General features: G+C 60.5%; 13 protein-coding genes. 1 reads left to right on the plus strand and 12 read right to left on the minus strand.

Annotation, left to right across the window (positions count from 1 at the left end; translation table 11 throughout):
• Nucleotides 1-93: 93 nt before the first annotated feature.
• The 12 genes from G6K99_RS14070 to G6K99_RS14125 form a co-directional block, all read right to left on the minus strand.
• The gene (locus G6K99_RS14070; RefSeq protein WP_174196895.1) at nt 94-876 is read right to left on the minus strand and encodes an SDR family oxidoreductase; all 783 of its coding nucleotides are present in this window, start codon (nt 874-876) and stop codon (nt 94-96) included.
• Nucleotides 876-1,805, minus strand: a complete 930-nt coding sequence (locus G6K99_RS14075; RefSeq protein ID WP_174196896.1) for a dihydrodipicolinate synthase family protein — start codon at nt 1,803-1,805, stop codon at nt 876-878. The genes G6K99_RS14070 and G6K99_RS14075 overlap by 1 nt, the downstream gene beginning before the upstream one ends.
• Nucleotides 1,802-3,262 carry an amidohydrolase family protein gene (locus tag G6K99_RS14080; RefSeq protein ID WP_174196897.1) on the minus strand — a complete coding sequence of 487 codons (1,461 nt, stop codon included), beginning with the start codon at nt 3,260-3,262 and terminating at the stop codon, nt 1,802-1,804. Before G6K99_RS14080 ends, G6K99_RS14075 begins: the two co-directional genes overlap by 4 nt.
• Nucleotides 3,259-4,728, minus strand: coding sequence for an ABC transporter substrate-binding protein (locus tag G6K99_RS14085; protein ID WP_174196898.1), 1,470 nt, complete (start codon nt 4,726-4,728; stop codon nt 3,259-3,261). Before G6K99_RS14085 ends, G6K99_RS14080 begins: the two co-directional genes overlap by 4 nt.
• Nucleotides 4,725-5,753: an ABC transporter ATP-binding protein gene (locus G6K99_RS14090; RefSeq protein ID WP_174196899.1), complete on the minus strand. Its 1,029-nt coding sequence runs from the start codon at nt 5,751-5,753 to the stop codon at nt 4,725-4,727. The genes G6K99_RS14085 and G6K99_RS14090 overlap by 4 nt, the downstream gene beginning before the upstream one ends.
• Entirely contained in the window at nt 5,753-6,730 is a 978-nt protein-coding gene (locus G6K99_RS14095; RefSeq protein WP_174196900.1) for an ABC transporter ATP-binding protein, read from the minus strand. The genes G6K99_RS14090 and G6K99_RS14095 overlap by 1 nt, the downstream gene beginning before the upstream one ends.
• Before the next feature lie 17 nt (nt 6,731-6,747).
• Nucleotides 6,748-7,620: an ABC transporter permease gene (locus G6K99_RS14100; RefSeq protein WP_174196901.1), complete on the minus strand. Its 873-nt coding sequence runs from the start codon at nt 7,618-7,620 to the stop codon at nt 6,748-6,750.
• A gap of 7 nt (nt 7,621-7,627) precedes the next feature.
• Nucleotides 7,628-8,593 (minus strand): ABC transporter permease, encoded by a 966-nt coding sequence (locus G6K99_RS14105; protein ID WP_174196902.1) that lies wholly within the window; start codon nt 8,591-8,593, stop codon nt 7,628-7,630.
• A gap of 83 nt (nt 8,594-8,676) precedes the next feature.
• Nucleotides 8,677-10,245, minus strand: a complete 1,569-nt coding sequence (locus G6K99_RS14110; RefSeq protein WP_113110326.1) for an ABC transporter substrate-binding protein — start codon at nt 10,243-10,245, stop codon at nt 8,677-8,679.
• Nucleotides 10,246-10,291: 46 nt separating this feature from the next.
• The gene (locus G6K99_RS14115; RefSeq protein ID WP_113110327.1) at nt 10,292-10,687 is read right to left on the minus strand and encodes a VOC family protein; all 396 of its coding nucleotides are present in this window, start codon (nt 10,685-10,687) and stop codon (nt 10,292-10,294) included.
• Entirely contained in the window at nt 10,684-12,063 is a 1,380-nt protein-coding gene (locus tag G6K99_RS14120) for an amidohydrolase family protein (protein ID WP_113110328.1), read from the minus strand. Before G6K99_RS14120 ends, G6K99_RS14115 begins: the two co-directional genes overlap by 4 nt.
• Nucleotides 12,060-12,719: an aspartate/glutamate racemase family protein gene (locus G6K99_RS14125; protein ID WP_113110329.1), complete on the minus strand. Its 660-nt coding sequence runs from the start codon at nt 12,717-12,719 to the stop codon at nt 12,060-12,062. The genes G6K99_RS14120 and G6K99_RS14125 overlap by 4 nt, the downstream gene beginning before the upstream one ends.
• A gap of 191 nt (nt 12,720-12,910) precedes the next feature.
• On the opposite strand from G6K99_RS14125, the gene G6K99_RS14130 reads away from it, so the two are divergent.
• On the plus strand, nt 12,911-13,618 hold the full coding sequence (locus tag G6K99_RS14130; RefSeq protein WP_113110330.1) for a GntR family transcriptional regulator: 708 nt from the start codon (nt 12,911-12,913) through the stop codon (nt 13,616-13,618).
• The last annotated feature ends 503 nt before the right edge of the window (nt 13,619-14,121 follow it).

Here is a 14,121-nt window from a genome sequence, read left to right on the forward strand (position 1 = left end):
CGAGGCCTTGCATGTCCGATGGCACGTCGTGCTCAGGGCGAGGGAGTTTCGGACGGACCTATTGGATGTGCGTCCGTTTTGCTTAATCCGGCTTCAGACGGATCTGATGGCCCCGCCATCCACGCGGATCTTGCTTCCCGTCACATAGGAGGCTGGCTCGGAGGCTAGGAAGACGGCAACGGCGGCAAATTCCTCCGGTCGCCCATAGCGTCCTGCCGGAATGCCGGCTGCGGATTCGGCGGCGACCTCCTCGACAGTCTTGGCTAAGCGGCTGGCTGCGGCTGCATCGAGTTCGTCCACCCTTTGTGTGTGAATGCGCCCCGGAAGAAGGACGTTCACGGTAACGCCGTCTGTGGCCACTTCCGCAGCAAGCGTCTTCGACCAGCCGATCAGGGCCGAGCGAATACCGTTGGACAGCGCCAGCCTGGCGATCGGCTGCTCCACCCCTGAGGAGGCGACCGATATGATCCGCCCCCAGCGTCTTTGTCGCATACCGGGCAAAAGACCGGTGGTCAGATGGAAGATGTTGGCGGCCATCGTCTCGAAATGATTGAGCCAGTCCGTCCGTTTTGCATCCACGGCTGCAGCCGGAGGCGGGCCGCCAGAATTGTTGACGAGGATGTCGACACCCCCTGCCGCAACAAGAGAGGCAATTGTCTCATTCACGCTGTCGATGTCGGAGAGATCGAGCTGGAGTGGGATTACGGTACCTGACGTCGGTGCGAGCTTGGAAGCCCACTCCGAGATGGCCGAGGTGTTGCGGGCAGCGGCATGGACTGTCACCCCCTCTTCGGCGAGCCCGCGGGCGATCGCGGCACCCAGTCCGCGGCTTGCACCTATCACGAGAGCCGTTTTGTTTTTCAAGCCGAGTTCCATCAGCCGAGCTCCTTCAGTCTTCTGTCCTGCCGCGCGACGAGGCGCTCGATCTCGCTGACATCGGCGGGAGAAAGGGCTCCTCCCGGCTTGCGCAGTGTCGGCGTCGCGATCGCGCCACGTTTCGCCATGATGTATTTCCGGATGGAGAGGCCAAGGCCCGGTTGCTGTTCGTAACGGGCGAGGGGGAGATAGGCGTCGAAGATGTCCTGGGCGCGCTCGGCATCGCCGCTCTCATGGTGGAGGACGACGTCGCGCATCATCTCCGGATAAGCAAAGCCGGTCATGGCGCCGTCTGCCCCGCGCGCCATCTCCTCGGGTAGGAAAACGCCGCCATTGCCGCACAGGATCGAAATGCGGCGGGTACCGTTGGTCTGCGCCTGCGTGCGCAGAGCCGTGATCTTTGCAAGTCCCGGCCAATCCTCGTGTTTCAGGCAAACGCAGGTCGGGATCTGGTCGATGATCGTCTGGATGACGGAAACGGGTATGGTGACGCTCGTAACAAGCGGAAAATCCTGCAGCACGAACGGCGTATCACCGATGAACTCCGCCGCCTGCTTGTAGTAGCTGACGATCTGCTGATCGTTGCGCAGCGACGATGGCGGAGCAATCATCACGCCTGCCGCACCGTCGTCCATCACCATTGAGGTCAAGACCTGCATCTGGGCAAAGCCTGCAGCAGAGACGCCCGCAACAACCGGCACGCGGCTGTCGACCCTGTGAAGGATACGTCGCACATAGGTATGCGCTTCCTCGATGGTGAGCTTTTGCGCTTCCCCCATCATCCCAAGCACGGTCAGTCCCGTCGCACCGCGCTCAAGGTAGAAATCGACCATGCGGTCCGTGCTTTCCAGATCTAGATCACCCGTATCCGTGAAAGGGGTCAGGGCAATAACATAGACGCCTTTTGCCTCTTCATTCAGCCTCATCATTGGCTGTCTCCTTGATGTTTTGGATATCTTGCATGGCCAAAAAAGCCTTCCGGCTGGCCGATCATTTTTTCGAGGCCCATGCGCTCGATGAGCAACCGGGCTTGCCTGTCGGCCTCTGCAATGACCTCGTCGAGGTCGGTCAGCAGAGGGCGGCCACCTTCAAGCAGGATCTGCCCGTCGGTCACGACGGTGTCGACGTCATTGCCATTGGCGAAGTAAGCAAGGCGGAAGATGGGCATCTGGAAGGGCGCTAAGTGGGGGCGCTTCATGTCGACCACCACGATATCGGCCTTCTTGCCGACTTCGAGGGATCCGAGGTCCCGATCGAGCCCGAGGGCAGTCGCTGCATCGATCGTCACCATTTCGAGGGCCTTGCCCGGAGGCAGGACCGAGGGATCGCGGAAATGCGTGCGGTGATAGTGCATGCATTGCTGCATGTGCCGGAACATGTCCGCCGATCGGTCCGGCGCGGTTGCATCGGAGCCGATCGCGACCACTGCACCTGCCTCGATCAATTCGATCGCCGGGCACCGGCCAAGGATGGAGGCGATGGCGCTTGGGTTATGGGCGATGCGGGCGCCGGTATCGGCAATAATGCGGATCTCTTCTGGCGTGATGTCGATGGCATGAGACAACAGCGCGTCCGGTCCGAGAATTCCGAGCTTTTCGGCGCGGGAAACGGAGCCCTTCCAATGACCATCTTGGGTGAACACCACGCCCGCGTCGCGCGAGAGCGCCCGCACGGCCTTAGTCTGGGCGATCGCGGCTTCGTAGTCTGCGGTCGACATGCCGCGCTGATGTTCGTCACGCAGGACAGGGGTGAGCAAAGCGATCTTCAGGCGTCCGCGCCCATGCCACAGGTCCAGCAGTTTCCGGCTGACGGCAAACTGCTCCTCGAAGGTTACAGGTCGTTCTGACGCCTTGCCGTCTTGCCAGGATGCATAGGTTCGCGGATGCGGGGGGCGTGTCGGTCCGACGGCGACCACTGAGCGCGTGCCGACTGCGCTTACTCCCTCGCAGTGGGCATTTCCGTAGGCGACATCATCCGTGCGCATGATCGTATCGCCGCCACCAAGAAGCGAAACGCCGGTGGTGACGCCGAAGCGCAGCCGCTCAAGGGCTGCAAGCCGTGCTTCTGCGAACCAGAATTCCGGTGTCGAGCCGACGGTATAGGCCGCGTTGCAGATCTCTTCCCAATGATTGCCTTGCTCCATGCCCATGGTTTTGATCAGACCATGGCCTGCATGGGCATGGACGTCGATCATCCCGGGCATGACCACCTTGCCGTTGGCGTTGATATGGCGCTCGGCCTGGTATTCTTTCGCGATCTCGTCCGCGTGCCCGATCGCGACAATGCGATCGTCGAGAACCGCGACCGCACCCTGGTCGAGAACGCGGCGACTCCCGTCCATGGTGAGGATGGTTCCGCCGCTGATGATCAGATCGACGCGCCTCATGGTGCTGGTTTCCCGGATTGGAAATTAGGGAGCCGAGTCACGTCGAGCACGCAATCCTGACGCATGCGCCAGTCCGGCCAGGACCCGGACAGGCCTGTCACCCTCAATGGATTGTAGAGATATAGCCATGGAGGATCCACTTGCAGCGCGTGAAAGGCCTTTACGAAGATCTTCTCACGTTCACTCGGATCAACAGTTGCCCGCCCCGCGTCGAGCAAGTCTTCGGCTTCGGCATTGTGAAAGCCCAGCCACCAGGAGCCCTTAGCCCTTTGATCGATTTTTTCGGCGAGGATGCGGAAGGTGCTCAAGGGGCTTGAATCGAAAACGCACATGTCGCGCACCTGCTTCAAGCGGACACCATGCGCATAGGCTTCGCGGTCTGTGTGGCGGTGAACGTTCAGCGTCACACCGATTGGGGCGAGCTGCTCCGCAAGAGCCGCCGTCAGGGCCTCGGCTTCATCGGGCAGGCGTGTCGGGCTGTCAACCTCAATGGTCAGACCCTCGGCAAATCCAGCTTCTTCGAGCAGCCTTTTTGCCTGATCCAGATCAGGGCGCAGATCCTTCGATGGCATGCTGCCGAAATGCACGGGGCTGACGAAGCCGGTCAGTGGCTTTGCTGCACCTGCGACCACCCGATCAATCAAGGCCTGGCGGTCGATCGCCAGGTTAAGGGCGCGGCGAACGCGGCTGTCCTTGAGCGGTCCCTTGAAGGCATTGAAGAGGTAGATGATGGCGACCGGGACGAGTGATGTCACCCGCGTATGGTGGCCTGTGTCTTTTAGCGCTTCAGATGCTTCGTAGTCGAGGCTGTTTGCCACCTGCGCCTGGCCGGAGATCAACATTTGCAGTCGTGCTTCCCGGTTCGGCTCCAAGCGGAAGGTCAGTTCAGCATTGGCTGGTCGCTCGCCATGCCAGCCTTCGAAACGCTGGAGGTGCAGGGCGCGACCGGGTTTGTAGGAAACCAGGCAATACGGGCCTGTACCGACTGGCTGCGATGTATCTCCCGCCTCGTAGCGGTCCAGTGCTGAGGGAGCAACCACGTAGCCGTAAACCAAGATGTCGAGGAGATCGGCGATCGGCTTCGAGAGGCGGATCGCGACGGTCAGGGGATTGATCGCCTCGATCTCCGCGTCACCAAGATACTGATGCCAGACCCCGGGCGCACCGAGTGTGTAGCCTTTGTCGGGATGGGCCATGCGCGTCAGGGATTGGCAGACGGCTGCCGCATCGCAGGGGCTGCCATCGTGAAATCTCAAGCCTTCCCTCAGCCGAAAAGTCCATTGTCGCGCATCCGGGGTGGCATCCCAAGAGCTTGCGAGTGCTGGCACGTAGCCGCCATCCTTGCCATAGCGCACAAGCCCGTCGAACAGTGCATCGAAGACAGCCAGCATGTCGTTCGCATCGGTGCAGTCGTGCGGATCTTCGAGGGCGAGGCGGGGTTGAACAATGACGGCGGGCGAATTCACTGGCTTTTCCTTTCGGCATCATTCCGATCATGGAGGTGGCATGCAACAGCGCTCCCATCCGGTTGGGGCTTTAGTACGGGACGCTCGATCGCGCAGCGATCAAAGGCCATGGGGCACCGGGTTCTGAAACAGCAGCCGGAGGGCAGCCGCAGTGCGCTTGGCACTTCGCCGACGATCTCAATCTTCGGTTTTGCAAGGGACTTGTCGATGGTCGGCGCGGCCGAAAGCAGAACCTGCGTGTAGGGATGTTTCGGCTGACTGAACAACTGATCACGGCTGGCCGTCTCAACCATGAAGCCGAGATACATGACCCCGATACGGTCGGCGATGTGATGAACCACCGAAAGGTCATGCGAGACGAACAGATAGGATAGGCCGAACTCGTCGCGCAGGTCCATCATCAGATTGAGGATCTGCGCCTGGATCGAGACGTCGAGCGCCGAGACGGGCTCGTCGGCAATGATGATCTTTGGCCGGACCGACAATGCGCGTGCGATGCCGATCCGCTGCCGTTGACCTCCTGAAAACTGATGCGGGTAGCGGCCGGCCTGTTCGGAATTGAGGCCGACCTTTGCCAGAAGTGCAATGGCCTCGTCATGGAGTTCGCGTCGGCTGAGTTTGCCCTCGGCCTGAGCGCGTCTTGGCTCCATCACGATGTCCCTGACCCGCTGCCGCGGGTCGAGAGAGGCATAAGGATCCTGGAAGATCATCTGCAGCTTGCGGCGGATCGGACGCATTTCGCGAAATTGCATGCGGGAAATGTCTTCTCCGTCGATCCGGATCTCGCCTGCGGTCGGCTCGTAAATCCTGGCAATCGTCTTTGCCACGGTCGACTTGCCGCAACCGGATTCGCCCACCAAGGCCATGACCTCGCCAGGCGCAATCGACAGGTCGACACCATTCACCGCTCGCAATTGTTTCTGGGGAGCGAGGAGCTTTCCCTTTCCGAACTGTAGCCGATCGAAAAGACCTCCCACAGGAAAGGCTTTGACCAGGCCTCGAACATCGAGCACGGGGGTCGTCATTAGGCCGTCTCCTCCAGCGGAAAGTGGCAGGCTGCTTCGAGCGAGCCGCGCACGGGGGTGAGCGCCGGCGTTTCTGCCGAACAGATGGCCTGGGCCCGGAAGCACCGGTCCCTGAAGCTGCATCCTTGGCCGAGCGTGCGAATGTCCGGTACGGTGCCTGGGATCTGACTGAGGCGTGCCCGGCGATCGGTGATCTTCGGAATGCTGTCCAGGAGCCCGCGGGTATAGGGATGGGCAGGCGACTGGATGATCTTGCTCGTAAGCCCCCTTTCCACGACCTTGCCGCAATAAAGCACGACGACCCGGTCCGCCATTTCGGAGACAACGGCGAGATCGTGCGTCACAAGGATCATGGCCGCTCCGCGCTCGACGATCTGGCGACGCATGAGCTTCAAGATCTGGGCCTGGACCGTGACATCAAGGGCCGTGGTGGGTTCGTCCGCTATGATCAGCCGGGAACCAGCCAGCAGCGCAATGGCGATGACAACGCGCTGGCGCATACCGCCAGAAAACTGGTGCGGGTAGGCGTCGAGGCGGCTGGCGGCCTCCGAGATGCCGACATCCTCGAGCATCTCGATGCAGCGCGCACGTCGCGCTTTCTGATCGAGATCCGTATGCAAGCGCAGCATTTCGTCCATCTGGCGTCCGACCGTGTAGACTGGGTTGAGCGACGTCATGGGGTCCTGGAACACCATCGCGATCTCGCCGCCGCGCACCGCGCGCATCTGGTCCTCGCTCATGCGCGTCAGATCTTTGCCGGCAAAGAGGATATTGCCGGCTTCGATCCGTCCGGGCAGGTCGATCAGGCCGAGAATGGAAAAGCCAATCACGGATTTGCCGCCGCCGGACTCACCGACGAGCCCGACCACCTCGCCCGGGCGGACGTCGAAGCTGACGCCGTCCACGGCTTTCACCACGCCGCCGAATGTATGGAAATGCGTTTTCAGATCCCGGACTTCGAGAAGTGCTTCACCCATGGTCACCGTCTCCTTCGTCATCTCAGGCGTGGATTGAGTTCGTCCCGCAGGAAGTCGCCGAACAGGTTGATGCCGAAGACGAGGAACATGATGAACAGCCCGGGAAAGGCAGAGGTCCACCAGATGCCCGAGAAAAGGACATCGAACCCCTCCTTGACGAGCAGGCCTAGCGAAGGCTCGGTGATCGGAACGCCGACACCGAGGAAACTCAGCGAAGCTTCGATCAGAATGAAGGTGCCGACCTGGATCGTGGCAACCACGATGAGCGGCGTCATGACGTTCGGCAGCACGTGGCGCAGGATGATCTCGCCGTTTCCAAGGCCCGCCACCTTGGCCGCCTGGATGTATTCCTTCTGGATCTCGCTCAATGTCGATCCGCGAACGGTGCGGGCGTAAACCACCCAGCCGACAGCGGTGAGCGCGATCAGAACCATGCCGATGCCGGTCCCGAAGGCCGACATCAGGAAGAGCGCAATCAGCATGGAGGGAAACGACAGCTGGATGTCAGCGATGCGCATGATGATGCTGTCGACGATGCCGCCATAGTAGCCCGAGATCAGGCCGAGTGCCGTCCCGATCACGCAGGAGAAGATCATGGCGGCCAGGCCGATGAAGGCGGAGATCCGCGCGCCGTATACGATGGATGCGAGCACGTCGCGGCCCTGCCCATCCGTCCCGAGCAGATATCTGCTCTCGCCACCCTCCAGCCATACCGGCGGCTTGAAGCTGTCCATCAGTTCCAGCTGTGAAACGTCGTAGGGGTCCTGGGACACGAGAAGTGGTCCGAGGGTCGCAAGCAGGGCGAAGAAGGCGAGCAGTGCGCTGCCGAAGACCGCCGGCAGATTTCGGCGGTAGTGAAAGAAGAATTCCGAAGAGAAGAACCCGGTCATGCGATCCTCACTTCACGGTAATGCGCGGGTCGATCAGCGTGTAGACGATGTCGACGACAAAATTGATGGCAACGAAGATGAAGGCTGTCAGCATCAGGTAGACGACGATGACGGGGCGATCGCCGCGGTAGATCGAGTCGATCAGCAGCTTGCCTGTGCCTGGCCATGCGAAAATTGTTTCGGTGATTGTTGCAAAGGCGATGAGGTCACCCAGCTGGAGGCCGAAGATCGTGACGACCGGAATGAGGGCGTTCTTGAGCCCGTGCCTGAACAGGATGTTCTGGCGAGAGGCGCCTTTCGCGCGGGCGAACCGCATATAATCCTGCCGCATCACCTCCATCATGCCCGCACGGGTCATGCGCAGCATGATCGCGAGGGTGGCAAGCGCCAGTGTGGCGGACGGCAGGATGATGTGCGACCAGCCGTCCGCCGTGAAGATGGATATGCGCATGCCGAGGATTTCGACCGTATCGCCGCGTCCAGACGAGGGCAGAAACTGGTAGCGGACGGAGAAGAAGAAGATCAGCATCATGCCCACCCAGAAGCCAGGTAGGGAAATGCCAAGCAGCGAGCCTGCCATGATGCCGCGAGACACCGGATTGTTCGGATTGGCGCCTGCATAAACACCGAGCGGCACGGCGATCACGGTTGCCAGCATGATCGCCACCAGCACCATTTCGATCGTTGCCGGCAGGCGCTCCAGGATGAGGTCCATGGCCGGCTGGCGGAACACATAGGAGCGCCCGAAGTCGCCCTGCAGCATGTTGCCGAGGAAGATGAAGTATTGGCTCAGCAGGGACTGGTCGAGACCCAGAAGGCGGCGGGCCTGTTCAATCTCGGCGGTGGTGGAATCGATCGGGATCACCATGAAGACGGGATCGCCGGTAAAGCTCATCATCAGGAAGACGATGATTGATACGCAAAAGAGTACCAGCACCATCTGCAGGAGCCGCTTGATCGTGTAACCCAGCAAGGCAGTGTCCCGTCATGAAGAAGTGAGAAATTCGGGACTGTCTTCCTCAAGGTCGACAGTCCCGCGTTCGTTCGGGTTGAGGCTTATTCCTTGACGTCGATCTCGTAGGCCCAGAGGAACTTGTCCGCACGCGGTGTCATCTCGACATTGGTCTTTGCGGCGTAGAGATCCTGCTCGTAGTGGATCGGGATCATCGGGATATCTTCCATCAAAATCTTGGTGACTTCCTGCAGGTACCCGTCGCGCTCTTCGAGCTTGGAGGTCGAATCGGCCTTGTCGATCAACTCGTCCACCTTCGGATTGGAATAGGACCCGCGGTTGACTTGGCCATAGCCTTCCTTCTTGTCGCGCGAGTAGAACATCACGCTGTACATCGAGCCGCCGTCACCGGAGGGAACGTCCCAGCCGCTCATGATCATGCTCGACTTGTCGCTCGGGACCCGGATGTAGCCGAAGAAGTTGGACTTCGGCATGAGGTTGAGCTTGAGATCGACTTTGATCTTGCCGAGCATCGAGGCAAGCGCCTGGGCGATCTGCTGATCGTTGACATAGCGGTTGTTGGTGGTGTCAAGGGTCACCGTGAAGCCATCGGCATAGCCGGCCTCAGCCATGAGCGCGCCCGCTTTCTGAAGATCGAAGGGATACATGTCGCGGAAGCTTGCGCCATCAACATAGCCCGTATGGGAAGCGGGGACATATTGCTGTGAGGGTGTCGACAGGCCGTTCATGATGATCTTGTTGATCGCATTGACGTCGATTGCGCGGACCATGGCTTCACGGATACGACGATCCATCATCGGGTTCTTGTCGAGCGCGATGGTGGGGCTCTTCTCACGTTGGTCGATCGACACAACGACATTGAGCAGGCTCGGCCTGGTCATGACTTTGTAGCGGTCGTCAGCCTTGACGCGCGCAACGTCGCGGACGTTGAGATCCTGGATGACATCGACTTCACCGGTCAGTAGGGCTGCGGTGCGGGTGGCGCCATTGGTGATTGGGCGGAACGTGACCTCTTCGATCTTCGGTGCGCCGGCGAAATACTCAGTGTTGGCGGCGAGCGTAATGTGATCTTCCTTGATCCATTCGACCAGCTTGTAGGGGCCGGTGCCGATAGGCTTCAGGTCCAGCTGCTCGTCGCCCACTTCCTTCGCATACTTCTCGCTGAGGATCAGGACGGCTGCCAGATCGTTCGGCAGGACTGCGTAGGGCTTGGGTGTCTTGATCTCGACCGCGTAGTCGTCGACCGCTGTGAAGGAAGCGATGTTGGCGCCAAGATTGGCCATCAGCGACTTCTTCAGACGGTCGAGGGTGAAGACAACGTCCGACGCCTTGAAGTCCTCGCCATTGTGGAACTTGACGCCTCGGCGCAGCTTGAAGACCCAGGTCGTGTCGTCCTTGAGCTCCCAGCTCTCCGCAAGGCCGGGTCCGAATGAAAGGTCGGCATTGCGGCGGACCAGGGGATCGTAGATGTGGTAGAACAGGATGTTGCTGGACAGTTCCTCGCCCGCCTGGGGGTCGAGGTTTACCGCGTCCGACGTCAGCCCGACGGTCAGTTCCTTGGCCTGGGCCAAGCCGGTAAGTGCCGTCGAGCTCACGAGGACGAATGCGGCAAGCGCCGCGATACGTCCGGATTTCATGCGAAGATTCAGCATTTTCGTTCCCCTTTTTTGGTATGCCGACACGTTTGCATGCGCGTTTTCACCGAAGTGCGGATTGCACCTCGATCTGGTAGCCTTCCGGGTCTTCCAGCACGAAGGCTCGAATTCCCAAGGAGGCGCTGTCCTTTGGTTCTGTCAGCCCGATCGCGTCCTGGCTCGAGAGATAGCGGTGCCAGGCATCGACATCCGGCACGCGGATGCAAAGCTGCACGGGCTTGATTGGATTGGCGCGATGCATGCCGCGGGTCTCGTCGACAAGACCGACATAGGCATGCTCTGCAATTCTCAGGATCTTTGACCAGCCCTGATCGATCTCGAGCGGAAAGCCCATGACCTCTGTGTAGAAGTCGAACGCTCTGGGCAGATCGACATAGTAGAAGAATGTGATCGCCTTCTCGACGATGCCGTGATCGGGCCGGGTGGCTGCCTCAGTCATGTTGCGAGTTCCTTCGAAAACCATTTGCTTTCGCCGCGGCACAGATAGCGTCCGCTGCCGGGTGTGTTGAGGACCGAATGGCCGTCATAGGCGAGCTTGCCCGCGTGAAAGGTCGCGGCAACCCGAGCGGCGAAACGCCGTCCGTCGTAAGGGCTCCAGTTGAGGCCATCCTGGGCACGGCTCGCGTCCCAGACATCGTCACCCTCGGCGAGGATCGTGATGTCGGCATCGGCACCCGGGACGAGAGCCCCCTTGCGAGGATAAAGGCCGAAGAAGCGGGCAGGGCGTTCTGCGAGATATTCGGCGCAGAAATGCGCCGCGTCGACGCCGCGCTGTTTTGCGACGGTGTAGAAGGCAGGCAGCAGGGTCTCCATCCCGGGAACTCCCGCTCCGGCATCGAAAATGCTGGCGGTAAACTTGTTGTCGATCGGCCAGCTGGAATGATCGGAGCTGACAAATGCAATCCGGCCGTCGACCAGTTCCTGCCAGAGCCGGTCGATCTGGCCGGGACGAATGGGTGGGTTTACCTTCATCCGCGCACCGAGCTCTTCGCCGTCGCGTTCGGGATCGAACCAGAGATAGTGGACGCAAAGCTCGCCGGTCGCCCTGAAGCCCTCTCGCGCATAGTCATCCACCAGCTTGAAGCCGCGCGGCGTGCTGATATGGACGATATGCGCATGGCCGCCAGCACTGGCGGCGAGTTCGAGGAAATGCACGGACGATGCCAGTTCTGCGACTTCAGGCCGACTCGGCGAATGCGCGGTGATGCCGTTTCGGCCCTCATCCCTTGCGCGCGAAACCCGTGACCGCACGATTTCCTGGTCTTCGTTGTGCAGGCCAAGCGGCAGGTCGGTCGCCGAAAGCGCTTCCAGCAGATCGAGGGCGAGAGCCGCATCGATCCTCGGAAAGCGGGTGGGGCTGCTTTCGAAGGCGGAGATCTTGAAGGCGACGACGCCACCATCGGCGAGCGATCGCACCTCGTCGAGGGATTGCCCCGGCATGACTGTGCCGTAGAGCGCCACATCGCAATGGGCGAAGTGTTCGACCGCTGCGACCTTGGCGTCGAGGTGCTCCCTGGCGCTCAGAGGTGTCGGGTTGTCGTAGGGCATGTCGACGATGGTCGTGACCCCGCCGGCAATGGCAGACCGTGTCGTCGGCTCGATCCCCGGGAGGCCGAGATAGCTGCCCGCATGGGTCTGGCCGTCGACGATGCCCGGCAGGACAAAGGCATCTCCTGCGTCGTGAACGGTGGCTGCGGCAGGGGCTTCGCCCTCACCGATCGCGTGGATGAGCGAGCCAGAGATCGCGACCCAACCATTGGGGATGGTCATCTGAGGTGTAACGATACGCCCGCGAATGACGAGATCAATGCTCACAGCGTTCTCCTGCGGTAGCCGAGTTCAGCCTGCATGCAGGCAAGCGCGACGCCGGCTTGAACCGGGTCGATGACGGGCAAGCCCAGTTCCGCCTGCAAAGCCTCCCGGTAGGTCCCAAGACCGGCACAGCCGAGGATGACCGCTTCGGCACCGTCTTCATCGCGAAGCACGGAGGCGATCCGCGTGACGGGAATGACCGCGTCTTGGGCGACGAGTTCTGCAACCGTCATGTCGATCGAACGATCGCCTGCAAGCCGACCGTCAAGTCGCAGGGCTTCAAGGTAGCGTCGGTGGCGGTCGATCGAGGAGGGTCCCATCGAAACGATTCCGAAACCCCGACTTAGTCCGAGTGCTGTCAGATAGGCTGCTTCGGCGATGCCGATGACCGGGACATTCGTGGTGGCGCGTACGGCCGAAATTCCGGGATCCGAGAAGCAAGCGATCACAATGGCGTCTGCCTTTGCCGCACGCACAGCTTCGATCAGCATCGGCACGACTTCGGCGACATGGGCATCCGTCTCGATACCAACAGGCGCGCCCTCGAGCTCAGTGCAGCGGATTTCGTGGCCATTGCCTTCAAACGGCTTCAGGCACGCCTCCATCGAGCGTGTGACGGCCTTCGAACTGTTCGGATTGATCACAAGGATCTGTGCCACGGTTCCTCCCAAGGGCGGCTCTCTCAAGCCGTCAATCCCTGATATGCATCGTGATATACTACGAAATATTTCATGTCAAAGGCTGGCCGTCTTGCGAAGTCATAAAAAGTGGAGGAAGAGAGAAAGGGGCGTGAAGCCTCATGATCCGCGAGCGGGTCCAACATATCCCACGAGCTTGGAGAGAAGCCGTCTTGCAGAGCCTTAGCGTCGAAAGTGATACCTCGCCGGCCCGGCAGAAGAAAATTTCTCTGACGGAAACCGCTTATGTTTCTCTGCGTGCGCGCGTGCTCTCCGGCGCCTTGAGGCCCGGAGCCGAGTTTTCCGAGCTCGAGCTGGCAGAACAGCTTGCCATGAGCAAGACGCCGGTACGGGAAGCGCTCGGTCGCTTGGTGGCGGAAGGTCTGATCGAAGCGTTTCCGCGACGGGGCTACCGGGTAACGCCCGTGACGGTAAAGGACATCAACGATCTCTTCGCCATCCGCGCGATGACGGAGGGCACCGCCGCTGCCATGGCCGCTCTCAATCTATCAGCTGAAGATCTCGATCGGCTCGAAGCTCTGGCGGAGGCTCGCTACGACCCGCAACAGGGCGAGAGCGTCCAGTCCTTCGTCAAGGCCAACCGTGATTTCCATCTGGCGATCGCCGAGGGAGCGAACAATTCCCGGCTGTTGACGCTGGTTGCCGCACATCTCGACGAGTGCACGCGGCTATTTTACCTCGGCGCCGTCAGCCGAGACGTCAATCCGGAAACCAGCGCGGATCATCGACGTATTGTCGATGTCCTGCGTCTGCGCGACCCGCATCTTGCCCGAGCGGCGATGGTCGAGCACAGCGACCACACGCAGAAGGGTATCCTCAAGGCGTTGATTTCAAGCGACACCACGGCGTTGACGCTATAGTCGTTCAGAGTGACGGCGTCTTTAACCTGTAAATGGCGCCTGAGGAGATTGCATATGTCGCCAATGAACCAATAGCTCACAGCTATGACTATAGTTCTTGCGCTAAAGGCCCGGCCTACTGCACGATGTTTTTAAGGTTTTACAACTCTCCGCGCGATCAGGCCCGTCGTTGGCACATGCGAAAGAAGCGGCTCGCTGGTGCGGAAGGTCTATGGATGCTAAACCAGTCCGCTTTCAGTGCCTGTTCAAAACGGAAATAATTACCGCTCCCGATGTGGTTCTTGCTAAGCGCGACATCGGGCCTGAATTTGCCGACACCGCTTTTTGAACGCAGTGCGTGATCCTTCCAGAACTCTGGCCGGATCGTCAGCGATCTGCTGCGCGTCGGAGGGAGCCGAGTCGCTGCCTTCCCCGATAGTCAGGTGGACCCAGCCCACGACTGCTACCAGGAATACGGCGAGCGCAACCATTGCCCACCCGGAATGTCCCCGTCCGGTTCGGTG

Source organism: Neorhizobium sp. AL 9.2.2 (assembly GCF_013317225.1).
Lineage (GTDB): Bacteria > Pseudomonadota > Alphaproteobacteria > Rhizobiales > Rhizobiaceae > Neorhizobium > Neorhizobium soli.